The organism is Streptococcus sp. Marseille-Q4154 (assembly GCF_916700545.1).
GTDB lineage: Bacteria > Bacillota > Bacilli > Lactobacillales > Streptococcaceae > Streptococcus > Streptococcus infantis_I.
Genome location: NZ_CAKAKN010000001.1, coordinates 619,926 through 644,137 on the forward strand (window position 1 = coordinate 619,926; position 24,212 = coordinate 644,137).

At 39.3% G+C, this 24,212-nt stretch carries 23 protein-coding genes, 2 tRNA genes and 1 pseudogene; 25 read left to right on the forward strand and 1 reads right to left on the reverse strand.

The window, feature by feature from the left end; translation table 11 throughout:
* Positions 1-5: 5 nt before the first annotated feature.
* From LG369_RS03130 to LG369_RS03220, 19 genes and pseudogenes are all read left to right on the forward strand, one after another.
* Entirely contained in the window at positions 6-1,028 is a 1,023-nt protein-coding gene (locus LG369_RS03130; RefSeq protein WP_225750211.1) for a branched-chain amino acid aminotransferase, read from the forward strand.
* Between the two features lie 21 nt (positions 1,029-1,049).
* The gene (locus LG369_RS03135) at positions 1,050-3,017 is read left to right on the forward strand and encodes a peptide ABC transporter substrate-binding protein (protein WP_225750212.1); all 1,968 of its coding nucleotides are present in this window, start codon (positions 1,050-1,052) and stop codon (positions 3,015-3,017) included.
* A gap of 34 nt (positions 3,018-3,051) precedes the next feature.
* Entirely contained in the window at positions 3,052-3,741 is a 690-nt protein-coding gene (locus LG369_RS03140; protein WP_225750213.1) for a DUF969 domain-containing protein, read from the forward strand.
* On the forward strand, positions 3,738-4,661 hold the full coding sequence (locus LG369_RS03145; RefSeq protein ID WP_225750214.1) for a DUF979 domain-containing protein: 924 nt from the start codon (positions 3,738-3,740) through the stop codon (positions 4,659-4,661). The genes LG369_RS03140 and LG369_RS03145 overlap by 4 nt, the downstream gene beginning before the upstream one ends.
* Before the next feature lie 13 nt (positions 4,662-4,674).
* Entirely contained in the window at positions 4,675-5,319 is a 645-nt protein-coding gene (gene pcp, locus LG369_RS03150) for a pyroglutamyl-peptidase I (RefSeq protein ID WP_225750215.1), read from the forward strand.
* Between the two features lie 134 nt (positions 5,320-5,453).
* Positions 5,454-5,684 (forward strand): DUF2969 domain-containing protein, encoded by a 231-nt coding sequence (locus LG369_RS03155; RefSeq protein ID WP_225750216.1) that lies wholly within the window; start codon positions 5,454-5,456, stop codon positions 5,682-5,684.
* Positions 5,685-5,733: 49 nt separating this feature from the next.
* Positions 5,734-5,814: transfer RNA gene (locus tag LG369_RS03160), tRNA-Tyr, on the forward strand.
* Positions 5,815-5,823: 9 nt separating this feature from the next.
* Positions 5,824-5,895, forward strand: a tRNA-Gln gene (locus LG369_RS03165).
* A gap of 159 nt (positions 5,896-6,054) precedes the next feature.
* Positions 6,055-7,257 carry a 30S ribosomal protein S1 gene (gene rpsA / locus LG369_RS03170; RefSeq protein WP_225750217.1) on the forward strand — a complete coding sequence of 401 codons (1,203 nt, stop codon included), beginning with the start codon at positions 6,055-6,057 and terminating at the stop codon, positions 7,255-7,257.
* 85 nt (positions 7,258-7,342) lie between these two features.
* Entirely contained in the window at positions 7,343-7,840 is a 498-nt protein-coding gene (locus LG369_RS03175; RefSeq protein ID WP_045615103.1) for a GAF domain-containing protein, read from the forward strand.
* Positions 7,840-9,504, forward strand: coding sequence for a DNA polymerase III subunit gamma/tau (dnaX, locus tag LG369_RS03180; protein WP_045615102.1), 1,665 nt, complete (start codon positions 7,840-7,842; stop codon positions 9,502-9,504). Before LG369_RS03175 ends, dnaX begins: the two co-directional genes overlap by 1 nt.
* A 22-nt stretch (positions 9,505-9,526) precedes the next feature.
* Positions 9,527-9,721 (forward strand): DUF3272 family protein, encoded by a 195-nt coding sequence (locus LG369_RS03185; protein WP_045615101.1) that lies wholly within the window; start codon positions 9,527-9,529, stop codon positions 9,719-9,721.
* A gap of 154 nt (positions 9,722-9,875) precedes the next feature.
* The gene (gene sufC, locus LG369_RS03190) at positions 9,876-10,646 is read left to right on the forward strand and encodes a Fe-S cluster assembly ATPase SufC (protein ID WP_000114489.1); all 771 of its coding nucleotides are present in this window, start codon (positions 9,876-9,878) and stop codon (positions 10,644-10,646) included.
* Positions 10,647-10,673: 27 nt separating this feature from the next.
* A complete protein-coding gene (gene sufD, locus LG369_RS03195) occupies positions 10,674-11,936 on the forward strand; it encodes a Fe-S cluster assembly protein SufD (protein WP_225750218.1) in 1,263 nt (420 codons plus the stop codon).
* 10 nt (positions 11,937-11,946) lie between these two features.
* Positions 11,947-13,173, forward strand: coding sequence for a cysteine desulfurase (locus LG369_RS03200; RefSeq protein WP_225750219.1), 1,227 nt, complete (start codon positions 11,947-11,949; stop codon positions 13,171-13,173).
* Positions 13,160-13,600, forward strand: a complete 441-nt coding sequence (gene sufU, locus LG369_RS03205) for a Fe-S cluster assembly sulfur transfer protein SufU (RefSeq protein ID WP_049503779.1) — start codon at positions 13,160-13,162, stop codon at positions 13,598-13,600. The genes LG369_RS03200 and sufU overlap by 14 nt, the downstream gene beginning before the upstream one ends.
* Before the next feature lie 57 nt (positions 13,601-13,657).
* The gene (gene sufB, locus LG369_RS03210; RefSeq protein ID WP_000797046.1) at positions 13,658-15,070 is read left to right on the forward strand and encodes a Fe-S cluster assembly protein SufB; all 1,413 of its coding nucleotides are present in this window, start codon (positions 13,658-13,660) and stop codon (positions 15,068-15,070) included.
* A gap of 24 nt (positions 15,071-15,094) precedes the next feature.
* Entirely contained in the window at positions 15,095-15,658 is a 564-nt protein-coding gene (locus LG369_RS03215) for a hypothetical protein (protein WP_225750491.1), read from the forward strand.
* A 139-nt stretch (positions 15,659-15,797) separates the two neighbouring features.
* Positions 15,798-17,195 (forward strand): annotated as a pseudogene (locus LG369_RS03220) (APC family permease).
* A gap of 28 nt (positions 17,196-17,223) precedes the next feature.
* Here LG369_RS03220 and pbp3 read toward each other — a convergent pair.
* A complete protein-coding gene (pbp3, locus tag LG369_RS03225) occupies positions 17,224-18,465 on the reverse strand; it encodes a D-alanyl-D-alanine carboxypeptidase PBP3 (RefSeq protein ID WP_225750220.1) in 1,242 nt (413 codons plus the stop codon).
* Between the two features lie 105 nt (positions 18,466-18,570).
* On the opposite strand from pbp3, the gene LG369_RS03230 reads away from it, so the two are divergent.
* The 6 genes from LG369_RS03230 (at position 18,571) to rsmI (ending at position 24,091) form a co-directional block, all read left to right on the forward strand.
* A complete protein-coding gene (locus tag LG369_RS03230) occupies positions 18,571-19,671 on the forward strand; it encodes an AI-2E family transporter (protein WP_070677189.1) in 1,101 nt (366 codons plus the stop codon).
* 199 nt (positions 19,672-19,870) lie between these two features.
* Complete coding sequence (gene tuf / locus LG369_RS03235) at positions 19,871-21,067, forward strand: elongation factor Tu (protein ID WP_004253262.1); 1,197 nt, start codon at positions 19,871-19,873, stop codon at positions 21,065-21,067.
* 270 nt (positions 21,068-21,337) lie between these two features.
* On the forward strand, positions 21,338-21,976 hold the full coding sequence (gene tmk / locus LG369_RS03240; protein WP_225750221.1) for a dTMP kinase: 639 nt from the start codon (positions 21,338-21,340) through the stop codon (positions 21,974-21,976).
* On the forward strand, positions 21,973-22,857 hold the full coding sequence (locus tag LG369_RS03245; protein WP_225750222.1) for a DNA polymerase III subunit delta': 885 nt from the start codon (positions 21,973-21,975) through the stop codon (positions 22,855-22,857). The genes tmk and LG369_RS03245 overlap by 4 nt, the downstream gene beginning before the upstream one ends.
* 35 nt (positions 22,858-22,892) lie before the next feature.
* Positions 22,893-23,210 carry a DNA replication initiation control protein YabA gene (yabA, locus tag LG369_RS03250; protein ID WP_004253267.1) on the forward strand — a complete coding sequence of 106 codons (318 nt, stop codon included), beginning with the start codon at positions 22,893-22,895 and terminating at the stop codon, positions 23,208-23,210.
* A 2-nt stretch (positions 23,211-23,212) separates the two neighbouring features.
* Complete coding sequence (rsmI, locus tag LG369_RS03255) at positions 23,213-24,091, forward strand: 16S rRNA (cytidine(1402)-2'-O)-methyltransferase (RefSeq protein WP_225750223.1); 879 nt, start codon at positions 23,213-23,215, stop codon at positions 24,089-24,091.
* The last annotated feature ends 121 nt before the right edge of the window (positions 24,092-24,212 follow it).

Below are 24,212 nucleotides of genomic sequence, written 5' to 3' on the forward strand. Positions count from 1 at the left end.
TTGTCATGACAGTTACGATCGATTGGGAAAATCTCGGTTTTTCCTATATGAAACTACCTTATCGTTATATCGCTTATTTTAAAAATGGACAATGGACTCAAGGAGAATTAACAGAAGATGCAACCTTGCATATTTCAGAATCATCTCCAAGCCTTCACTATGGACAGCAAGCATTTGAAGGATTGAAAGCCTATCGTACAAAGGATGGCAGTATTCAACTCTTCCGTCCAGATGAAAATGCTAAACGTCTGCAACGTACCTGTGATCGTCTCTTGATGCCACAAGTGCCAACAGAAATGTTTGTAGAGGCTTGTAAGTCAGTAGTTCGAGCTAATGAAGAATACGTACCACCTTGCGGAACTGGTGGAACCCTTTATCTTCGTCCGCTCTTGATTGGTGTCGGAGACATCATCGGGGTAAAACCAGCCGAGGAGTATATTTTCACTATCTTTGCTATGCCAGTTGGAAATTACTTTAAGGGTGGATTGGTTCCAACAAACTTCTTGATTCAAGATGAGTATGACCGTGCTGCACCCAATGGAACAGGAGCTGCCAAGGTCGGTGGGAACTATGCAGCCAGTCTTTTACCAGGAAAAATGGCTAAATCCCGTCATTTCTCAGATGTTATTTATCTAGATCCCTCAACCCACACCAAGATTGAAGAAGTCGGTTCAGCAAACTTCTTTGGAATTACAGCTGATAATGAGTTTGTAACCCCATTGAGTCCGTCAATTTTGCCATCGATTACCAAGTATTCATTGCTTTACTTGGCAGAGCATCGTTTAGGCTTGAAACCTGTCGAGGGGGATGTACCAATTGATAGTCTGGATCGATTTGTAGAAGCAGGTGCCTGTGGAACAGCAGCGGTAATTTCACCTATTGGGGGAATCCAACACGGTGATGATTTCCATGTTTTCTACAGTGAAACAGAGGTTGGTCCAGTGACTCGTAAACTATACGATGAATTGACAGGTATCCAATTTGGTGACATTGAAGCACCAGAAGGTTGGATTGTAAAAGTAGATTAAAAATTATTAAAGGAGATCTTTATGAAAACGAAAAAGTGGATGTTAACAGCAGGAGTGGTCCTGAGTACAGCAGTTCTTCTTGTGGCTTGTGGTAAAGCTGATAAGGAAGCAGATGCACCTACAACCTTCTCTTATGTCTATGGAGTAGACCCATCATCTTTGGACTACAGTATTGCAACTCGTACTTCAACAACGGATATCATTGGTAACGTTGTTGATGGATTGTTGGAAAACGACGAATATGGAAATTTGGTTCCTTCACTAGCTGAGGATTGGAGTGTCTCACAAGACGGTTTGACCTATACTTATAAACTTCGTAAAGGAGTTAAATGGTACACGTCAGAAGGTGAAGAATACGCTGAAGTAACAGCGCATGACTTTGTTACAGGACTAAAACACGTAGCAGATGGTAAATCAGACGGTGTCACTCTTATTCAAAACTCAATTAAGGGCTTGAATGAATATATGACTGGTGAGACTAATGACTTCTCTACAGTTGGGGTTAAGGCATTGGATGACTACACAGTCCAGTATACTCTTAATGCACCTGAAAGTTTCTGGAATTCGAAAGTGACTTCAGCAACCATGTTGCCGGTAAACGAGGAATTCCTCAAAGCTTCAGGTAAGAACTACGGAGCAGTAAGTCCATCTGGAATTCTTTATAACGGTCCGTATATCCTGAAGACATTGACTTCAAAATCTTTAATCGAATACGAAAAGAACCCAAATTATTGGGATAAAGAGAAGGTTAAAATCGAGAAAGTAAAATTGACCTACTATGATGGTTCAGACCAAGAATCATTAATCCGTAGCTTCTCTTCAGGTGTTTATACAACCGCTCGTATCTTCCCAAGTAGCTCAAACTTTGCTTCTACATTGGAACAATACGGAGATAAAATCACATACAGTCCACAGGATTCAACTAGTTATTACTTTACCTTTAACGTAAACCGTCAATCTTACAATAAGACTGCGAAAACAAGTGAAGAACAGAAAACTTCTACAAAAGAAGCGATGTTGAACAAGGACTTCCGTCAAGCAATTAACTTTGCCTTCAACCGTCATTCTTATGCTGCACAGCTCAATGGTGAAGATGGTGCGGACAAGATTATTCGTAACAGTCTAGTTCCAGATAACTTTGTACAATCTGGCGGTAAAAACTTTGGTGATATCGCTCAAGCAGAATTGGTCAACTATGGAGAACAATGGAAAGGCGTTGAGCTTGTAGACGGAAAAGATACTATCTACAATCCTGACAAAGCTAAGGCTTCATTCGAGAATGCTAAGAAAGAATTGGAAGCAAAAGGTGTAACCTTCCCAATTCACTTGGATGTTCCAGTTGAACAGACAGATACAATTGCCGTTCAACAAAGCAATTCCTTCAAACAATCAATCGAGTCGACTCTTGGTTCTGAAAATGTCGTGATCGATGTTCTCCAAATGACCGATAACGAAAAGGAAAGTATTACATCGCAAGCGCGTGTTCCAGCTCAAAAAGACTATGACTTGAACAGTACTGGATGGGCTCCAAGCTACCAAGACCCAGCAAGTTATCTTAATATCATGGATCCTAAGACTGGTTCTGCTATGAAACACCTTGGTATTACGAAAGGTAAAGACAAGGAAGTAGTAGCTCAACTTGGTCTGGACGAATATAAGAAACTCTTGGATGATGCAGTTTCTGAGACAAACGATTTGGATAAGAGATATGAAAAATATGCTAAAGCTCAAGCATGGCTCACTGATAGCTCTCTCTTGATGCCAACCGCTTCATCAGGTGGTTCACCAGTTGTCAGCAACGTTGTTCCTTTCTCTAAACCATACTCACAAGTAGGAATTAAGGGTGATCCATATATCTTCAAGGGAATGAAATTGCAAAAAGAAATTGTATCTGCTAAAGAATATCAAGCAGCTCTTGAAAAATGGCAAAAAGAAAAATTGGAATCAAACAGTAAATACCAAAAAGAACTAGAAAGTCATGTCAAATAAAACAGACTAGTATTTTTGGAATAAAGGGGCCTATATGGAATGGATTAAACTAATAGGGATAGTTATCATTGTGGTTGGTTTTATCTATAAATTAGATACCATCGCAACGGTAGTCTTAGCTAGTTTAGTTACAGCTCTAGTTTCTGGAGTTTCTCTTGTTGAGTTCTTGGAAATTTTAGGAAGAGAATTTAGCAATCAACGAGTTCTTACGATTTTTATGGTAACCTTGCCCTTGGTTGGTTTATCTGAAACTTTTGGCCTCAAGCAACGTTCGATTGACTTAATTCAAAAGATTAAAGGACTGACCGTAGGAAGTTTTTATACAATTTATTTCTTTTTTCGGGAACTCGACGGGTTCTTTGCCATTCGTATCGGAGGGCAGCCGCAGTTTGTAAGGCCTCTGGTTCAACCCATGGGACAAGCAGCGGCAGAATCACAATTAGGTAGAAAATTAACGGAGCAGGAGAGCGAAGCGCTAAAAGCGCGTGCAGCAGCAAATGATAATTTTGCAAATTTCTTTGCTCAGAATACTTTCGTTGGTGCAGGTGGTGTCCTCTTAGTTGGGGGCACTCTGGACCAATTAGGTTACGAAAGTAATTATGCTGGGATCGCTTCGGCTTCTCTTATTGTTGCAGGAGTTGCCTTGCTTGTGGTAGGGCTGTACAATTACTTATTTGATAGAAAATTGCTAGCGAATAAGCTTAGTAAAGGAAAAGAAGAATGACCAATCTAGCAAGACAGTTATTAGAGTTAACCTATATTGTGATTGGTTGTCAATTTCTTCACACGGCCTATTGTAGCTACAAAGACAAAACAAACCCAGTTCGATATGGAACAGCTGGGTTTTGGGCTTTATTGGGAATCAGTTTTATTGGTGGTTCCTATCTACCATCTATCTGTATTGGAATTATCGTAGTGCTCTTAGCCCTACTAACACTCTTTAAACAGGTTCGTATCGGAACCTTGCCGTCTCTGAATGAAGTCAAGGCAAATATTGAAGCTAAACGGTTGAAGAATAAAATTTTTATTCCGGTCATGTTGATGGCTTTGATTGCTTTAGTATTAGCAAAAATGATCCCTGAGTTTAGTAAGATTGCTATCAGCCTTGCAGCATTTCTTGCAACCATCTCTCTTTTATTGATTACTAAAAGTTCTCCTAAAAGCTTGCAGGCAGAAAATAATCGCATGGTTCAGCAAGTCTCAACTAGTGGGATTGTGCCCCAACTTTTAGGGGCTTTGGGAGCGATTTTTACCGTAGCAGGAGTTGGAGATTTAATGTCACATCTGATAAGTGGTTTTGTTCCTTCGGGGAGTCGGTTGATGGGTGTAGTGGCTTATGTGTTGGGAATGGTTCTATTTTCAATGATTATGGGAAATGCCTTTGCGGCCTTTACTGTCATTACTGCTGGAATTGGTGTTCCCTTTGTATTTTCCTTGGGAGCAGATCCAATCATGGCGGGTGCTCTTGCTATGACAGCAGGTTGTTGTGGGACTCTATTAACCCCAATGGCTGCCAATTTCAATACTCTACCTGTGGCCCTTTTGGATATGAAAGATCCAAATGGCGTTATCAAAGCGCAAATAGGAGTAGCTATTGTCATGATTATCATACATGTATTTCTGATGTACTTTTTGGCATTTTAGTAAAGGAAATAAAATGAGAATATTAGTTACAGGATTTGATCCTTTTGGTGGTGAAAAAGTCAATCCAGCTCTAGAAGCAGTTAAATCATTACCGTCTGTAATTCATGGAGCTGAGATACGCTGGGTAGAGATTCCAACAGTCTTTTATAAATCAGCAGAGGTTTTAGAAGCAGAAATAAATCGATACCATCCAGATGTTGTGCTTTGTATCGGACAAGCAGGAGGAAGAGCGAGTTTAACTCCTGAGAGAGTTGCTATCAATCAAGATGATGCTAGAATTCCAGATAACCAAGGAAATCAACCGATTGACACTCCAATTCGCCTTGATGGAGAAGCCGCCTATTTTAGTACACTCCCTATCAAAGCAATGGTACAAGCCATAAAAGAAGAAGGGCTACCTGCTTCAGTATCCAATACAGCTGGAACCTTTGTTTGCAATCATCTGATGTATCAGGTTCTCTACTTAGCGGATAAGAAATTTCCCAATATGAGAGCAGGATTTATGCATATTCCCTATATGACAGAGCAAGTGGTAAATAAGCCTAATACTGCATCCATGTGCTTAAGAGATATTGTCCGAGGTATCGAAGCTGCTATTGGTGCTATCGTGGACCATAAAGATAAAGATTTGAAGTTGGTCGGAGGGACGACTCACTAATGATTCAATTTTCAAATTAAAAAAATTTCTATTTTATTCCTTAAACTCTCTGTCAAGATAAGCATGATAGAGAGTTTTTTCTTGCTAGATTAGGGAATTTCTTGTAAAATAGAAAAAGTGAAAAGAGGTATGGTATGAGTAAAAAAGACAAAAAAATTGAGATTCAATTATCAGATGCTAAAGTAGTAGTTGGAAAAGATAAGTACGATGGTTATACTTTAATGATTGGTAAAAAAATAATCGGTGAAATTGCCGAACTAGATGACCAATTTGCAATCATAAAGAATGGAAATGTCGATAGTTTTTATAAAAATCTTGAAAAAGCTGTGGAAATATTGATTGAAAACTATAATTTAGCAAAATAGTGCTTGTTTTTTGCAATTTTTCATGATATAATAGATTTTGTTCATTATCGGAGAGATAGCGAAGAGGCTAAACGCGGCGGACTGTAAATCCGCTCCTTCGGGTTCGGGGGTTCGAATCCCTCTCTCTCCATTTCACTTTTGGGGTATAGCCAAGCGGTAAGGCAAGGGACTTTGACTCCCTCATGCGTTGGTTCGAATCCAGCTACCCCAGTTTCTAGGTAATAAATTCAAGATAAAAAGAAAAATATCTTAGGGTATTTTATTTTTATAATTGAAGGACGTTCGAGATATTCATGTCGTTGCGGGTGCTTAGGAAAAAAATTATAAGTATGTCAAGTTGAAAAAACTTGATTGTTGGAGGATTTTTTAGATGAACGAATTTGAAGATTTGCTAAATAGCGTTAGCCAAGTTGAACCTGGTGATGTTGTTAGTGCTGAAGTATTGACAGTTGATGCTAATCAAGCTAACGTTGCAATCTCAGGAACTGGTGTTGAAGGTGTCTTGACTCTTCGCGAATTGACAAACGATCGCGATGCAGATATCAATGACTTTGTAAAAGTAGGTGAAGTATTTGATGTTCTTGTACTTCGTCAAGTAGTTGGTAAAGATACTGATACAGTGACATACCTTGTATCTAAAAAACGCCTTGAAGCTCGCAAAGCATGGGACAAACTTGTAGGACGCGAAGAAGAAGTTGTTACAGTTAAAGGAACTCGCGCTGTTAAAGGTGGACTTTCAGTAGAATTTGAAGGTTTGCGTGGATTTATCCCAGCTTCAATGTTGGACACTCGTTTTGTACGTAACACTGAGCGTTTTGTAGGTCAAGAATTTGAAGCTAAAATCAAAGAAGTTGATCCTAAAGAAAACCGCTTCATCCTTTCACGTCGTGAAGTTGTAGAAGCAGCTACTGCTGCAGCTCGTGCTGAAGTATTCGGTAAATTGGCTGTTGGTGATGTTGTAACTGGTAAAGTAGCACGTATCACAAGCTTCGGTGCTTTCATCGACCTTGGTGGTGTTGATGGATTGGTTCACTTGACTGAATTGTCACACGAACGTAACGTTTCACCTAAATCGGTTGTAACTGTTGGTGAAGAAGTTGAAGTGAAAATCCTTGATCTTAACGAAGAAGAAGGACGTGTATCACTTTCACTTAAAGCAACAACACCTGGACCATGGGATGGCGTTGAGCAAAAATTGTCTAAAGGTGACGTTGTAGAAGGTACAGTTAAACGTTTGACTGACTTTGGTGCGTTTGTTGAAGTATTGCCAGGTATCGATGGACTTGTTCACGTATCACAAATTTCACACAAACGTATTGAAAATCCAAAAGAAGCTCTTACAGTTGGTCAAGAAGTTACTGTTAAAGTTCTTGATGTTAACGCTGACGCAGAACGCGTTTCACTTTCTATCAAGGCTCTTGAAGAACGTCCAGCTCAAGAAGAAGGACAAAACGAAGAAAAACGTGCTCCACGTCCACGTCGTCCAAAACGTCAAGAAAAACGTGACTTTGAACTTCCAGAAACTCAAACTGGATTCTCAATGGCTGACTTGTTCGGTGATATCGAACTTTAATCAATTAGATTTAATTACAAATCCTTTGTTGTTAAAACAAGGGATTTTTCTTTTTTCAACTAGTATTTTTTGATATAATGGTTTTATGTTATATTCCGAAAAAGAATCAGTTTATCAGATGGTAAATGCCCAACTCGCTGCGCTTTTAGATACCGAGTCAAATGTGTTAGCTAATCTTTCAAATGCCAGTGCACTCATAAAAATGAACTTTCCTCATACTGTTTTTGCAGGATTCTATTTATATGACGGGAATGAGCTTATTTTAGGGCCTTTTCAGGGTGGAGTTTCATGTGTTAGAATCGCCCTTGGAAAAGGAGTTTGTGGGGAGTCTGCGGCTAGCCGTCAAACAGTTATCGTTGGGGATGTAAAGACCTATCCCAACTATATTTCTTGCGATAGTAGTGCTCGTAGTGAGATTGTTCTTCCAATGGTAAAAGATGGACAGCTTCTCGGAGTGTTAGATTTGGATTCATCTTATGTAGATGATTATGATCACATTGATCAACAGTATTTAGAAGAGTTTGTTGCCATTTTGTTAGAAAAAACAGAATGGACATTTTCAATGTTTGAGGAGAAAGCATAATGTATCAGGCGCTTTATCGAAAGTATAGAAGTCAAAATTTTTCACAGCTAGTGGGCCAGGAAGTTATTGCTCGAACCCTTAAACAGGCTGTGGAACAAGATAAAATCAGTCATGCCTACCTATTTTCAGGCCCTCGTGGAACAGGTAAAACCAGTGTAGCCAAGATTTTTGCCAAGGCGATGAACTGTCCGAATCAAGAAGGGGGAGAACCTTGCAATAACTGTTATATCTGTCAAGCTGTCACAGAAGGAAGTTTGGAAGATGTTATCGAGATGGATGCGGCTTCTAATAATGGAGTTGATGAAATCCGTGATATTCGTGACAAATCAACTTATGCTCCGAGTATAGCTCAGTACAAGGTCTATATCATTGACGAGGTCCACATGCTTTCAACAGGTGCCTTTAATGCCCTTTTGAAAACACTGGAAGAACCTACTCCAAATGTCGTTTTTATACTGGCGACTACAGAGTTGCATAAAATTCCTGCAACTATCCTGTCTCGCGTTCAACGCTTCGAGTTTAAGTCTATTAAGACGCAGGATATTCGTGATCATATCTTCCAGATTTTGGAAAAGGAAGGGATTGATTATGAAACAGAAGCTGTTGAAATTATTGCTCGACGAGCTGAAGGCGGGATGCGGGATGCCTTGTCAATTCTAGACCAAGCATTAAGCTTAACACAAGAACCTACTCTTACAACAGCTGTTTCAGAAGAAATTACGGGTACTATTAGTCTAAGTGCCTTAGATCATTACGTGGCTGCTTTAGCTCAAAAGGATGTAACAGCTGCCTTAGAAAATCTGGACTTAATATTTGAGAATGGAAAGAGCATGACACGGTTTGTAGTGGATTTACTACAATACTTACGTGATATCTTAATTGTTCAAGCAGGTGGAGAGAATACTCACCATAGTGATGTATTTGAGAGAAATTTAAACCTTCCGCAGGATATCTTGTTTGAGATGATTAGTCTTGCTACTAAAAGTCTGGCTGATATTAAGGCTAGCTTACAACCTAAGATTTATGCTGAAATGATGACTATTCGTTTGGCAGAAATTGATTCCCAACCAGAACTTTCGGGTGAGGTTGCTGAAGAGCTATCTTCTCTTCGAGAAGAAGTTGCACGATTGAAACAAGCGCTTGCTAATGTAGGGTCTACCCCAAAACAATCTGTTTCGACACCGAGTCGTCCAACGAACAGTAAGTCCATCTATCGTGTAGACCGAAATAAGGTACAGTCTATTCTTCAAGAAGCGGTAGAAAATCCAGACTTAGCTCGTCAAAACCTAATTCGTCTTCAGAACGCTTGGGGAGAAGTCATTGAAAGCTTATCTGGGCCAGACAAGGCACTTTTAGCTGGTTCCCAACCTGTTGCAGCAAATGAACATCATGCTATTTTAGCTTTTGAGTCTAACTTCAATGCTGGTCAAACCATGAAACGAGACAATCTTAACACCATGTTTGGCAATATTCTTAGTCGTGCTGCTGGATTTTCTCCAGAGATTCTTGCTATTTCTATGGAAGAATGGAAGGAAGTTCGAGCAGCATTTTCAAGCAGAGCTAAAGGTTCTCAAGAACAAGTCTCTAAGGAGGAGTCAGAGGAATCAATTCTTCCTCAAGGATTTGAATTTTTAGCAGATAAAGTGACGATAACAGAAGACTAAAAGGAATTTGTGGTAGAAGACTATGAACAGACAACAATTCATTATCATGGCCTTATTTACTGCTGCTGAGACTTATTTCTTTAATGAATCCATCATGGAGCAACGGTATATCGTGGCCTTACTTTGGGCTATTTTGATCCTGAGAAATCTTCGAGTAAGCTATATCATGGGTAAAATTGTGAGCGCTATAGATAATCATTTTCAAGGGAAGAAGTAGCTCCTAGCTTCTAGACAAAATAAAAGCCTTTTAGGCTTTTTTTTGTTATACTATTAAGGTATATTTATTGACATTTTACCGTGTTTTTCTAGGGATTTAAAAAGGTTAAGTTTCAGGTGAATACAGTAAAAAGGATAAAAAGAAAGGAACAATCATGTCAGTATTAGAGATCAAAGATCTTCATGTTGAAATTGAAGGAAAAGAAATTTTAAAAGGGGTCAATCTGACTCTTAAAACAGGAGAAATTGCAGCTATCATGGGACCAAATGGTACAGGTAAGTCTACTCTCTCAGCTGCAATTATGGGAAACCCAAACTATGAAGTCACTAAAGGTGAAGTCTTGTTTGACGGTGTAAATATCCTTGAATTGGAAGTGGACGAGCGTGCTCGCATGGGACTCTTCCTTGCTATGCAATACCCATCAGAAATTCCAGGAATTACCAATGCAGAATTCCTTCGTGCAGCTATGAATGCTGGTAAAGAAGATGATGAGAAGATTTCAGTGCGTGAGTTTATCACTAAGCTAGACGAAAAAATGGAATTGCTCAACATGAAAGAAGAAATGGCAGAGCGTTACCTCAACGAAGGTTTCTCAGGTGGTGAGAAAAAACGTAACGAAATTCTTCAACTCTTGATGTTGGAACCAACTTTTGCCCTCTTGGATGAGATTGACTCTGGTCTTGATATTGATGCTCTTAAAGTTGTCTCTAAAGGTGTTAATGCTATGCGTGGTGAAGGTTTTGGTGCTATGATCATTACTCACTACCAACGTCTCTTGAACTATATCACACCAGATGTGGTACACGTTATGATGGAAGGTCGTGTTGTTCTTTCTGGTGGTCCAGAATTGGCTGCACGCTTGGAACGTGAAGGATACGCGAAACTAGCTGAAGAACTTGGCTATGACTACAAGGAAGAATTGTAATCCCTTCGTATCTTTTAGGAGAAGTAAATGACTAAAGAAACTATTAAACTTTTTTCAGAAATGCACGCTGAACCAAGCTGGTTGTCAGACCTCCGTCAAAAAGCTTTTGATAAGATTGAGAGTTTGGAATTGCCAGTCATTGAGCGTGTAAAATTTCACCGTTGGAATCTTGGTGATGGAACCATCACGGAAAGTGAACCATCAGCAAATGTTCCTGATTTCACTGCTTTAGATAATCACTTGAAATTGGTGCAGGTTGGAACTCAAACTGTTTTCGAACAAATTCCAGTTGAGTTGGCTGAACAAGGAGTGGTCTTTACAGACTTCCATTCGGCTTTAGAAGAAATTCCAGAACTTGTAGAAGAATTTTTCATGTCATCAGTAAAATACGACGATGACAAATTGGCAGCCTACCACACAGCTTACTTTAATAGTGGCGCTGTTCTCTATATTCCAGACAATGTCGAAATCACAGAACCAATCGAAGGAATTTTCTACCAAGATAGTGATAGTGATGTGCCATTTAACAAGCATATTCTGATTATTGCTGGTAAAAACTCTAAAATCAGCTACCTCGAACGTTTAGAATCACGCGGTGAGGGCAGTGCTAAGGCAACTGCTAATATCACTGTTGAAGTGATTGCACGTTCTGGTGCTCAAGTGAAATTTGCGGCGATTGACCGTCTTGGTGAGAATGTCACTGCCTACATTAGCCGTCGTGGTAAATTAGGCAATGATGCAAGTATTGACTGGGCTATCGGTGTTATGAATGAGGGAAATGTTGTTGCTGACTTTGATAGTGACCTACTTGGAAATGGTAGCCATGCAGACCTCAAGGTCGTAGCTCTTTCAAGTGGTCGTCAGGTGCAAGGGATTGATACTCGAGTGACTAACTACGGCTGCAACTCCATTGGTAATATCCTTCAACATGGGGTTATTCTTGAAAAAGCAACCTTGACCTTCAATGGTATTGGCCACATTATTAAGGGTGCTAAGGGAGCAGATGCTCAGCAAGAAAGTCGAGTTCTCATGCTTTCAGACCAAGCACGTTCCGATGCCAACCCAATTCTTTTGATTGATGAAAATGATGTCACTGCAGGTCACGCGGCTTCTATTGGTCAAGTTGATCCAGAAGACATGTACTACCTCATGAGCCGTGGATTGGACAAGGCAACTGCAGAACGTTTAGTTGTTCGTGGTTTCCTTGGATCCGTTATCGTTGAGATCCCTGTCAAGGAAGTTCGTGATGAAATGATTGCGACGATCGAAGAAAAATTGTCAAAACGCTAAGGGGAAGCCTATGTTAGATGCAGAAGCTATTCGCAAGGATTTTCCAATTTTAAACCAGATTGTTAATGACGAACCTCTGATTTATTTGGATAATGCTGCGACGACACAAAAACCACTAGCTGTTCTGGAAGCCATTAACCGCTACTATAAACAGGACAATGCCAATGTCCACCGAGGTGTTCACACCTTGGCAGAGCGTGCAACAGCATCTTATGAAGCTGCTCGTGAAACCATTCGCAAGTTCATCAACGCAGGTTCGACAAAGGAAGTACTCTTCACTAGAGGAACTACGACTAGTCTCAACTGGGTGGCACGTTTCGCTGAGGAAATCTTGACTGAAGATGACCAGGTCTTGATTTCAGTCATGGAACACCATTCCAATATTATTCCATGGCAGGAAGCTTGCCGAAAGACTGGGGCAGAGCTTGTTTATGTCTATCTCAAAGATGGAGCTCTGGATATGGATGACTTGCGAGCTAAATTGACGGATAAAGTTAAATTTGTTTCACTAGCACATGCTTCCAACGTTCTTGGAGTGGTCAATCCTATCAAAGAAATTACGCAAATGGCTCATGAAGTTGGAGCTATTATGGTGGTGGATGGTGCTCAGTCTACACCACATATGAAGATTGATGTCCAGGACTTGGATGTGGACTTCTTTGCATTTTCAGGTCACAAGATGGCTGGTCCGACTGGTATTGGTGTTCTTTACGGTAAAGAAAAATATCTGGAACAAATGTCACCAGTTGAATTTGGTGGCGAGATGATTGATTTCGTTTATGAACAATCTGCAAGTTGGAAGGAATTGCCTTGGAAATTTGAGGCTGGAACTCCCAATATGGCAGGTGCGATTGGACTTGCTGCTGCAGTAGATTATCTTGAAAATCTTGGTATGGAAGCCATTGAAGCTCATGAACAGGAATTGATTGCATATGTTTTTCCAAAATTGCAGGCAATTGAGGGATTGACCATTTATGGTTCGCAAGATTTGGCTCAACGTTCAGGTGTCATTGCCTTTAACCTAGGAGACCTTCACCCTCACGACCTTGCGACTGCATTGGATTATGAAGGAGTAGCAGTTCGGGCAGGTCACCATTGCGCTCAACCTTTGCTCCAGTATTTGGAAGTTCCAGCAACAGCTCGTGCAAGTTTTTATATCTATAATACCAAGGCGGATTGCGACAAACTGGTCGATGCCTTACAAAAGACAAAGGAGTTTTTCAATGGCACTTTCTAAACTAGATAGCCTTTATATGGCAGTGGTAGCGGACCATTCGAAAAATCCCCATCATCAAGGAAAGTTGGAAGACGCAGAGCAAATTAGCCTCAACAATCCGACTTGTGGCGATGTCATCAATCTCTCTGTTAAGTTTGATGCAGATGATCGTTTGGAAGATATCGCTTTTCTAAACTCTGGTTGTACGATTTCAACGGCCTCTGCTAGTATGATGACAGATGCAGTTTTAGGAAAGACCAAGCAAGAAATCCTAGAGCTTGCGACCATTTTTTCTGAAATGGTTCAAGGTCAAAAGGATGAGCGTCAAGATCAACTTGGAGATGCAGCTTTCTTATCAGGAGTTGCCAAATTCCCTCAACGAATCAAATGCGCAACCTTAGCTTGGAATGCCCTTAAAAAAACAATTGAAGACCAAGAAAACAAATAAGACAAGCTTTCTTTGTCTTATAAATCATTAGAAATAAAGAATGAAAGAAAGGATATTATGGCTGAAGAAAGAGTAGAACCAAAACCAATTGATCTTGGTGAATATAAATTTGGTTTCCATGACGATGTAGAGCCTGTCCTATCGACAGGAAAAGGATTGAATGAAGATGTCATTCGTGAACTATCAGCTGCTAAGGGAGAACCTGAGTGGATGTTGGAATTCCGTTTGAAGTCTTATGAAACCTTCAAAAAAATGCCCATGCAAACTTGGGGAGCAGACTTGTCAGAGATTGACTTTGATGACTTGATCTACTACCAAAAACCATCTGATAAACCAGCCCGTTCTTGGGATGACGTTCCTGAAAAAATCAAAGAAACTTTTGAACGGATCGGGATTCCTGAAGCTGAGCGTGCCTATCTAGCTGGAGCTTCTGCCCAGTATGAGTCAGAAGTGGTTTACCATAACATGAAGGAAGAATTTGAGAAGTTAGGAATTATCTTTACAGATACAGATTCTGCCCTCAAGGAATACCCAGACTTGTTTAAGCAATACTTTGCGAAATTGGTACCGCCGACAGATAACAAGTTGGCCGCCCTCAACTCAGCAGTATGGTCAGGTGGAACCTTTATCTACGTGCCAAAAGGTGTCAAGGTAGATATTCCACTTCAAACCTATTTCCGTATCAATAACGAAAATACTGGACAGTTTGAACGTACCTTGATCATCGTTGATGAGGGAGCAAGTGTACACTACGTAGAAGGATGTACAGCGCCAACTTATTCAAGCAACAGCTTGCACGCTGCTATTGTAGAAATCTTTGCTTTGGACGGAGCTTATATGCGTTATACGACTATTCAAAACTGGTCTGACAACGTTTATAACTTGGTAACCAAACGTGCTAAAGCTTTGAAAGATGCGACTGTTGAGTGGATTGATGGAAACTTGGGTGCCAAAACGACGATGAAATATCCATCTGTTTACCTAGATGGAGAAGGTGCGCGTGGGACTATGCTTTCGATTGCCTTTGCCAATGCAGGGCAACACCAAGATACTGGTGCCAAGATGATCCACAATGCTCCACATACGAGCTCGTCTATCGTCTCTAAATCAATCGCTAAAGGCGGTGGTAAGGTAGACTACCGTGGACAAGTGACTTTCAACAAGAACTCTAAGAAATCTGTTTCTCACATCGAGTGTGATACCATTATCATGGATGACTTGTCAGCATCAGATACCATTCCATTTAATGAAATCCACAACTCGCAAGTTGCGCTTGAGCACGAAGCCAAGGTTTCTAAGATTTCAGAAGAACAACTCTATTACCTCATGAGTCGTGGCTTGTCAGAATCTGAAGCAACTGAGATGATTGTCATGGGATTTGTAGAGCCCTTCACCAAAGAACTTCCAATGGAGTATGCAGTTGAGCTTAACCGCTTGATTAGCTATGAAATGGAAGGATCAGTAGGATAAGGGCAAAAAGGAGACGCAAATGGGATTCTTAAAAAATTATTTGGTAATATTGAGAAAGCGAATAAAGGCGAAATTTCTGCCGAGGAAATTGTTCCACCTTTCACAATTGATCTAGCAGAAGAAGCAGATGATTATTGGAGACAAATGGAACAAAATCTCCTTATAAACGCTGTCAAGGCTGTTGGTGGTCCCGATGCGGTAGAACGTGCTTTTGTTCTTACCAATTTTAAGAAAAATCAAGAAACCTTTGAGCTCTTTTATCAGGTAGATGGTCAATTACTTTCTTGGCGAGAGATGGACGCAAGTGCTGTAGATAAAATCAGCAATCAACTTCTTCCACAAGCATCAGAAGTTGCCCAAGCAGTAAATGAAAATTATGAAGAGGCAAATGTACCAGTAATCCAGTACGCTATGCTTCAGTTTGAAACTGCAACCATGGCTTGGTTTGGACGGAAGCTTACAACAGCTTCTCCTGAAGCTCAATTGACTTTTGAAGAATTGGTATCTGGTTGGCGCGCTATTTTGGAAAAAGAAATATCAAATCGTCCATTAGATAGTGACCGTCCTTTCCCATACTACGAAATTTAAAGAACTGATAAGTAATCATTATGAATAAAAACTGAGCAAATTCTAAATTTGTTCAGTTTTTTTGATACAATTTTATAAATATTCACAAAAACCATTATTTATGGTAAAATAAAACAATTATAGTTAGTGGAGATGAAGAATGAATATTTTTAGAACAAAAGACTTCAGTCTAAGTAAAACAGAGATGCATCGTCATTTAAAATTATGGGATTTAATTCTCTTGGGAATTGGTGCCATGGTAGGAACAGGTATCTTTACTATTACAGGAACAGCTGCAGCAACATTAGCGGGTCCTGCCCTTGTTGTATCTATCGGAATTTCAGCTATCTGTGTTTCCTTATCGGCGCTCTTTTTTGCAGAATTTGCTTCTCGTGTTCCAGCAACTGGTGGGGCATATAGTTATTTATATGTGGTTTTGGGAGAATTTCCAGCCTGGATTGCAGGTTGGCTAACTATCATGGAATTTATGACAGCAGTCTCTGGTGTGGCTTCAGGTTGGGCTGCCTATTTTAAGGGTTAGCTTAGTCATTACGGAATTACCTTGCCACAAGCCTTTAATGGAACTTTTAATCCTGAGCATGGTACTTATATTGATTTTTTGCCAATTTTAGTAATTATGCTTGTTACAGCAGTCGTCCTCATGAATTCGAAAGCAGCTCTTCGTTTTAATTCTATTCTTGTTGTTTTAAAATTTTCTGCTCTTGCCTTATTTATCCTAGTTGGTATTTGGTACATTAAACCTGAAAATTGGTCAGATTTTGCACCATTTGGTTTTGGTCAGATTTATGGAGGAAGCACTGGAATTATGGCAGGTGCTTCACTCATGTTCTTTGGATTCTTAGGTTTTGAGTCCATTTCTATGGCAGTTGATGAAATTCAAAATCCACAAAAGAATATTCCACGTGGGATTGTTTTATCATTAATCATTGTAACTATTCTATATGCCATGGTTACCTTGATATTGACAGGTATCGTTCACTATAGCAAGCTCAATGTTGATGATGCAGTGGCTTTTGCGCTGAGAAGTATCGGTATTGGTTGGGCAGCTAATTATGTTTCACTTGTTGCAATTTTTACCTTGATTACGGTATGTATTTCAATGACCTATGCCTTGTCACGAATGATTTATAGCTTGGCCCGCGATGGACTATTGCCTCAAAGCTTCAAACAAGTAACCAAGATTAGTCGCGTTCCAAAGAATGCAACCATTTTAACAGGTGGAGTTTCAGCGATTGCAGCGGGTATCTTCCCTTTGGCAAGTATCGCAGCTTTTCTCAATATCTGTACCTTAGCCTATCTTATTCTCTTAGCCTATGGAATTATCAAATTGAGAAAAGATAAGGGTATGCCCAAAGAGGGAGAATTTAAAACGCCCTTGGTTCCTTTTCTACCAATCTTATCGATTCTGATTTGTCTGTCCTTTATGCTTCAATACAATCTTGAAACTTGGATAGCATTTGTATTAGCCTTAGTAGTAGGAGTTATTACTTACTTTACTTATGGCTATAAGCATTCGATTGTAGCTGAAAATGAATAAAGAAAAATCGCGAGTTATCGCGATTTTTTTATAATTTTTCATTGACGAATCGGATGAAGCGATTCCACCAAACTTTTAAGAAGAAGGCTTTCTCTACATTTTTATCAGAAATCATTTCAAAGGTTGGTTTGTCAGTGGTGATATAACCTTGACCAACTAAGTCCTTGTCATCATAGGTCAGATGTCCAACGACTGTACCTGCTTCAAGTGGTGCAGTATGCTCAGTACTATCAGGTGTGTAAGTAACAGATGACTGTGCTCGACTACCGAGACGCTGAACAATTTTTATATCTTCTTTAGCAACTGCTGTAACCGTATCTTGCTTTCCGTCATAAACTGGAGATTTGCTATCTTGGTAGCTTTCTCCTTGATTGACGATTGTTTGAAGAGCGAAATTAGATGAGATATAATCTAGAAGAGCTGAAGTTGCTGTGAAACGAGCGTAGGGATTGGTATCTTGGTTGTCAGCGTTAAGGACAACTGTAATGATTCGCATTCCTTTTTCTACAGTTGTTCCGACAAAGGATGCTCCAGCTTTATCAGTCGTACCAGTTTTAAGACCATCAACACCACCACGATAGGCAGGTAATCCCTCTAACATATAGTTTGTAGAATGAATAGTCATCCCTGCAAAAGTAGAAGAAGGTTTCTTGGTGATTTCTAAAACCTGTGGGTATTTGAGGATAAGATTACGAGCGACAACTGCAACATCATAGGCACTCATCTTGTTTTCGTCATCTTTCTTAGAGCCAGGATAGATATTATCTCCAAGAGTTTCATTATTTAGACCAGTTGAATTGACGAGGGTAGCATCTTGAATTCCCCATTCAAGAAGTTTGGCTTTCATCATATCGACAAAGTCTTTTTCCGATCCAGCAACCTTTTCTGCCAACGCGATAGCTGCACTATTGGCACTAGATACCAATGTTGCTTCTAACAACTCTTCAACAGTATAGTTACGAGCTTCCATAGGAACGTTACTTGCCGCAGAATTGGTTGTCAACTGGTAGGGATAATCTGAAATTTCTACCGGAGTGGAAAGAGTGATTTTCCCTTGTTCTAGGGCCTCATAGACCAAGTAAACAGTTAGCAACTTACTGATAGAGGCAATCTCTACAGGTTGAGTGGCATCTTTTTCATATAAAATCTTACCAGTATTAGCTTCAACAGCGATGGCGTGTTTTGCTGCGACATCAAAATCCTGAGCAAAAACAGTAGTAGCCGAACCAAATGAAATAAGTGTTAGTAATGTTAAAAATAATTTCTTCATAGTAATTGTATTCTATCATAAAGACAAAAAATATTCTTGTTTTTATAATGAAGGTTATCAATCTTTTTGGAAATATGGTAAAATAGGAAAAAGAGGAGGTGGCTTATGTTTCGGAGAAATAAATTGTTCTTCTGGACCACTGAGATATTATTAATTACCTTAATTTTCTACTTATGGAGAGAAATGGGTGCTATTATTACACCGTTTGTAAGTGTCGTAAATACAATCATGATTCCCTTTTTACTAGGTGGATTTCTATACTACTTAACAAATCCAATCGTCATCTTTTTAGAGAAGGAATGTCGCATTAATCGAATCATTGGGATTTTGTTAACCCTTTGTGTCCTCATTGGTTCTCTGGTGATAGGTGTAGTATATCTTTTACCGATTTTAATCAATCAGTTGAGTAGTTTGATTAATTCTAGCCAAGGTATTTATGGTAGACTCCAAGATTTAGTAATAGAATTATCAAAATATCCTGCTTTTCAAGAGCTAGATATTCAACAAACAATCCAACAATTAAATCTTTCCTACATCGATATTTTACAGAATATCTTGAATAGTGTGACAAATAGTGTGGGAAGTGTCCTTTCAGCTTTGGTAAGCACTGTTTTAATTATCATTATGACACCGGTTTTCTTGATTTATTTCCTTTTAGATGGTCATAAATTCTTACCGATGCTAGAAAGAACTATTTTAAAGCGAGACAAACTTAATATATCTGGCTTAATAACAAACTTGAATGAGACTATTTCCCGTTACATAAGTGGAGTATCAATCGATGCATTCATTATCGGGTGTTTGGCTTTTATCGGTTATAGTGTGATTGGCTTAAAATATGCATTAGTATTTGCTATTTTCTCAGGTTTAGCAAATTTGATTCCTTATGTTGGACCGAGTATTGGACTAATTCCGATGATTATTTCAAATCTGTTTACGGATCCTCAAAAGATGATTATAGCAGTTATCTATATGCTGATTATCCAACAAGTAGATGGGAATATCCTATACCCTCGTATTGTTGGTGGAGTCATGAAAGTTCATCCGATTACAATTCTCGTGCTATTATTGTTGTCAAGTAATATCTATGGTGTCGTAGGTATGATCGTTGCCGTTCCTACCTACTCAATTCTCAAAGAAATATCCAAATTCCTAGTCCGACTTTATGAAAAACATAAAGAAGTACAAGAAGTGGTAGAAAAATAAAGATTTTAAAAAGAAACGGATTCATCTGTTTCTTTTTTTATCAATAAATCGACAACTTATAGTAAGAACAAGAATAATTAATAAAAACTTTGTAAAACACTTGCAATTTAGCTAAAATTTGATAAAATAGTAAGGAAAGTTAGACTGTATTGCCTACTGTCTATCTATAAAATATATTTTATTGGAGGCTTTTACTCAAATGGCAAAAGAAAAATACGATCGTAGTAAACCACACGTTAACATTGGTACTATCGGACACGTTGACCACGGTAAAACTACCCTAACTGCAGCTATCACAACTGTTTTGGCACGTCGCTTGCCTTCAGCAGTTAACCAACCTAAAGACTATGCGTCTATCGATGCTGCTCCAGAAGAACGCGAACGCGGTATCACTATCAACACTGCGCACGTTGAGTACGAAACTGAAAAACGTCACTATGCTCACATCGACGCTCCAGGACACGCGGACTACGTTAAAAACATGATCACTGGTGCCGCTCAAATGGATGGAGCTATCCTTGTAGTAGCTTCAACTGACGGACCAATGCCACAAACTCGTGAGCACATCCTTCTTTCACGTCAGGTTGGTGTTAAACACCTTATCGTCTTCATGAACAAGATCGACTTGGTTGACGACGAAGAATTGCTTGAATTGGTTGAAATGGAAATCCGTGACCTTCTTTCAGAATACGACTTCCCAGGTGACGATCTTCCAGTTATCCAAGGTTCAGCTCTTAAAGCTCTTGAAGGTGACTCTAAATACGAAGACATCATCATGGAATTGATGAACACTGTTGATGAGTACATTCCAGAACCAGAACGTGACACTGACAAACCATTGCTTCTTCCAGTCGAGGACGTATTCTCAATCACTGGACGTGGTACAGTTGCTTCAGGACGTATCGACCGTGGTACTGTTCGTGTCAACGATGAAATCGAAATCGTTGGTATTAAAGAAGAAACTTCAAAAGCAGTTGTTACTGGTGTTGAAATGTTCCGTAAACAACTTGACGAAGGTCTTGCAGGAGATAACGTAGGTGTCCTTCTTCGTGGTGTTCAACGTGACGAAATCGAACGTGGACAAGTTATCGCTAAACCAGGTTCAATCAACCCACACACTAAATTCAAAGGTGAAGTTTACATCCTTACTAAAGAAGAAGGTGGACGTCACACTCCATTCTTCAATAACTACCGCCCACAATTCTACTTCCGTACTACTGACGTTACAGGGTCAATCGAACTTCCAGCAGGTACTGAAATGGTAATGCCAGGTGATAACGTGACAATCGACGTTGAGTTGATCCACCCAATCGCCGTAGAACAAGGTACTACATTCTCTATCCGTGAGGGTGGACGTACTGTTGGTTCAGGTATGGTTACAGAAATCGAAGCTTAATTCGATTTAGTTCCCAGAAGAACAATTATTTAAGTCAGACATTAAAAGAATCTTGCTATGCAAGGTTCTTTTTTTCTAGTTACACAAAGACAAAATAAGACAGTATGATAGTTGATTAGGAATATAGAAACTTAATTAAATAAATATCTTATTTATTAACGAATGTATATCCAAGTTTTTCAGAATAAATTTTTATTAGGTTAAAAAGCTTTTCACAAATGCCTGTTTTTTTGATAGAATAGAAGGAAGAAAAAAAGAAATGAGTTCGTCATGTCAAAAGGATTTTTAGTCTCTTTAGAGGGGCCAGAGGGAGCTGGTAAAACGAGTGTGCTTGAAGCTATCCTTCCTTTGTTAGAAGAAAAGAATATTGAGTTTTTAACAACACGTGAGCCAGGTGGTGTTTTGATTGGTGAGAAGATTCGAGAAGTCATTTTAGATCCTAGTCATACTCAGATGGATCCAAAGACAGAGTTGCTTCTCTATATTGCAAGTCGTAGACAGCACCTAGTAGAGAAGGTCTTGCCAGCACTTGCAGCTGGAAAATTGGTCATCATGGATCGTTTTATTGATAGTTCAGTTGCTTATCAAGGCTTTGGTCGTGGTTTGGATATTGAAGCTATTGACTGGCTCAATCAATTTGCGACAGATGGTCTTAAACCAGATTTGACACTTTATTTTGATGTTGAAGTGGAGAAGGGGCTTGAAAGAATCGCGGCAAATAGCGATCGCGAAGTCAATCGTTTAGATTTGGAAGGTTTAGACCTGCACAGAAAAGTTCGTCAAGGCTATCTTTCTCTTCTTAAGAAAGATGGTGAACGCATTGCTAAAATCGATGCAAGTTTACCGCTAGTTCAAGTTGTTGAAAATACTAAACAAGTTTTGTTTGACAGAATGGGGCTGACAGAATGAATCAAGAGCAATTAAAAGCTTGTCAACCACAGCAATTTGACCGTTTTGTTCACATCTTAGAACAAAGACAGCTGAATCATGCCTATCTCTTTTCAGGGTATTTCGGAAGCATGGAGATGGCCTTATTTCTGTCTAAGAGTCTATTTTGTACAGATAAGCAGGGTGTCTTACCTTGTGAGTCTTGCCGAAATTGTAAGTTGATTGATCAGGAAGAATTTCCTGATGTCACTATTATTCGTCCGGTAAATCAAATCATTAAAACAGAACGAATCCGAGAATTAGTTGGCCAGTTTTCTCAATCAGGAATCGAAAATCAACGTCAGGTTTTTATTATTGAACAAGCAGAAAAAATGCATGCCAATGCCGCCAATTCACTACTAAAGGTCATTGAAGAACCGCAAAGTGAAACCTATATTTTCTTCTTAACCAATGATCAAGAGCAGATGTTACCAACTATCCGAAGCCGGACTCAAAATTTCCAATTTAAGAAGCAAGTCGAAAGCCTTAGGAATCAACTTGAACAAGCAGGATTGGTCAAAAATAAAGCAATGCTTTTAGCTGAATTTAGTCAATCGCAAGCAGAAGCCGAAAAACTGACAAATCAAACAAGTTTTTGGACTCTAGTTGAAGAAAGTGAACGATTCTATTCTTGGTTAGATGCTGGGAAAAAGGAATCTTATTTACAGGTCTCAAAATTAGCTAGTTTAGCAGATGACAAAGAAAAACAAGACCAAGTTTTTAGAATTTTAGAAGTTTTAGCAGGCCAAGAGATTCAAAAAAATGCAGCACGTACAATATTGCAAAACCTTCTCAAAGCCAGAAAAATGTGGAAAGCAAATGTGTCTTTCCAGAATTCTTTGGAATACCTAGTTTTACAATAAAATGAACATGAAGACAGAAAAAGAAAGGGCTGTTCATGAACAAGAAAGAATTATTTGATGCCTTAGATGATTTTTCTCAACAGTTGTTGGCAACCTTGGCAGATGTCGAAGCCATCAAAAAAAATCTCAAGAGTGTTGTAGAAGAGAATACAGCTCTTCGCTTAGAAAACGATAAACTGAGAGAGCGCTTGAGTGAGGAAGAAGAAACAGCTCCAACTAAGACCAAGCATGTTAGAGAAAACGTGAGCCGAATCTATGACGACGGTTTTCATGTGTGTCGCGACTTTTATGGCCAACGTCGTGAACAAGATGCAGAATGTATGTTTTGTGATGAATTGTTGTTTAGGGAGTAAGCATGCAGATTCAAAAAAGTTTTAAAGGGCAGTCACCTTACGGTAAGTTATATCTCGTCGCAACTCCGATTGGGAATCTAGAGGATATGACCTTTCGTGCTATTCAGACTTTGAAAGAAGTGGACTGGATTGCTGCCGAGGATACTCGTAATACTGGTCTATTGCTCAAGCACTTCGATATTTCAACTAAACAATTCAGTTTTCATGAGCATAATGCCAAGGAAAAGATTCCTGATTTGATTGGTTGGTTGAAACAAGGTCAAAATATTGCTCAGGTCTCGGATGCTGGTCTACCTAGCATTTCTGACCCAGGTCATGATTTAGTCAAGGCGGCAATTGAAGAAGATATAGCAGTTGTCACAGTTCCAGGTGCTAGCGCAGGAATTTCTGCCTTGATTGCCAGTGGTTTAGCTCCACAACCCCACATTTTTTATGGATTCTTACCTCGAAAATCGGGACAACAAAAGCAATTTTTCGAATCAAAAAAAGAGTATCCTGAGACCCAGATTTTCTATGAATCTCCACATCGTGTGGCTGATACTCTAGAAAATATGCTAGAGGTCTACGGTGATCGTTCAGTTGTCTTAGTTCGAGAATTGACTAAGATTTTTGAAGAATACCAACGGGGGAATATTACAGAGTTACTAGAAAGCATATCTGAAACACCGCTCAAGGGCGAGTGCCTTCTCATCGTAGAAGGTGCTAGTCAAGAAGTAGAAGATAAGGATGAAGAAGATTTATTCTCTGAAATACAAAATCGTATCCAAGAAGGTGTTAAGAAAAATCAAGCCATTAAGGAAGTTGCTAAAATATATCAGTGGAACAAAAGCCAGCTCTATGCATCTTATCATGAATGGGAAGAGAATCAATCGGATGACTAAACAGGGAAGTTTGCCTTCTTCCCTTTTTTTGTTATACTAGTAAAAGAAAAATTAGAAAGATTTGTGGGTGTCAAACAGTCCAGTAGCTTGTTTTTATTTGGACCTAGGTTCCACCCAAAGA

What these genes read in the sequence shown, in the direction of transcription:
- rpsA (WP_225750217.1), top strand. Translation starts at nt 6,055, where the DNA reads ATGAACGAATTTGAAGATTTGCTAAATAGCGTTAGCCAAGTTGAACCT.
- tmk (WP_225750221.1), top strand. Translation starts at nt 21,338, where the DNA reads ATGTCAAAAGGATTTTTAGTCTCTTTAGAGGGGCCAGAGGGAGCTGGT.
- pbp3 (WP_225750220.1), bottom strand. Translation starts at nt 18,465, where the DNA reads ATGAAGAAATTATTTTTAACATTACTAACACTTATTTCATTTGGTTCG.
- dnaX (WP_045615102.1), top strand. Translation starts at nt 7,840, where the DNA reads ATGTATCAGGCGCTTTATCGAAAGTATAGAAGTCAAAATTTTTCACAG.
- LG369_RS03135 (WP_225750212.1), top strand. Translation starts at nt 1,050, where the DNA reads ATGAAAACGAAAAAGTGGATGTTAACAGCAGGAGTGGTCCTGAGTACA.
- LG369_RS03230 (WP_070677189.1), top strand. Translation starts at nt 18,571, where the DNA reads ATGTTTCGGAGAAATAAATTGTTCTTCTGGACCACTGAGATATTATTA.
- tuf (WP_004253262.1), top strand. Translation starts at nt 19,871, where the DNA reads ATGGCAAAAGAAAAATACGATCGTAGTAAACCACACGTTAACATTGGT.
- LG369_RS03140 (WP_225750213.1), top strand. Translation starts at nt 3,052, where the DNA reads ATGGAATGGATTAAACTAATAGGGATAGTTATCATTGTGGTTGGTTTT.
- yabA (WP_004253267.1), top strand. Translation starts at nt 22,893, where the DNA reads ATGAACAAGAAAGAATTATTTGATGCCTTAGATGATTTTTCTCAACAG.
- pcp (WP_225750215.1), top strand. Translation starts at nt 4,675, where the DNA reads ATGAGAATATTAGTTACAGGATTTGATCCTTTTGGTGGTGAAAAAGTC.
- sufB (WP_000797046.1), top strand. Translation starts at nt 13,658, where the DNA reads ATGGCTGAAGAAAGAGTAGAACCAAAACCAATTGATCTTGGTGAATAT.
- rsmI (WP_225750223.1), top strand. Translation starts at nt 23,213, where the DNA reads ATGCAGATTCAAAAAAGTTTTAAAGGGCAGTCACCTTACGGTAAGTTA.
- LG369_RS03155 (WP_225750216.1), top strand. Translation starts at nt 5,454, where the DNA reads ATGAGTAAAAAAGACAAAAAAATTGAGATTCAATTATCAGATGCTAAA.
- LG369_RS03200 (WP_225750219.1), top strand. Translation starts at nt 11,947, where the DNA reads ATGTTAGATGCAGAAGCTATTCGCAAGGATTTTCCAATTTTAAACCAG.
- LG369_RS03245 (WP_225750222.1), top strand. Translation starts at nt 21,973, where the DNA reads ATGAATCAAGAGCAATTAAAAGCTTGTCAACCACAGCAATTTGACCGT.
- LG369_RS03175 (WP_045615103.1), top strand. Translation starts at nt 7,343, where the DNA reads ATGTTATATTCCGAAAAAGAATCAGTTTATCAGATGGTAAATGCCCAA.
- LG369_RS03185 (WP_045615101.1), top strand. Translation starts at nt 9,527, where the DNA reads ATGAACAGACAACAATTCATTATCATGGCCTTATTTACTGCTGCTGAG.
- sufD (WP_225750218.1), top strand. Translation starts at nt 10,674, where the DNA reads ATGACTAAAGAAACTATTAAACTTTTTTCAGAAATGCACGCTGAACCA.
- sufU (WP_049503779.1), top strand. Translation starts at nt 13,160, where the DNA reads ATGGCACTTTCTAAACTAGATAGCCTTTATATGGCAGTGGTAGCGGAC.
- LG369_RS03130 (WP_225750211.1), top strand. Translation starts at nt 6, where the DNA reads ATGACAGTTACGATCGATTGGGAAAATCTCGGTTTTTCCTATATGAAA.
- LG369_RS03145 (WP_225750214.1), top strand. Translation starts at nt 3,738, where the DNA reads ATGACCAATCTAGCAAGACAGTTATTAGAGTTAACCTATATTGTGATT.
- sufC (WP_000114489.1), top strand. Translation starts at nt 9,876, where the DNA reads ATGTCAGTATTAGAGATCAAAGATCTTCATGTTGAAATTGAAGGAAAA.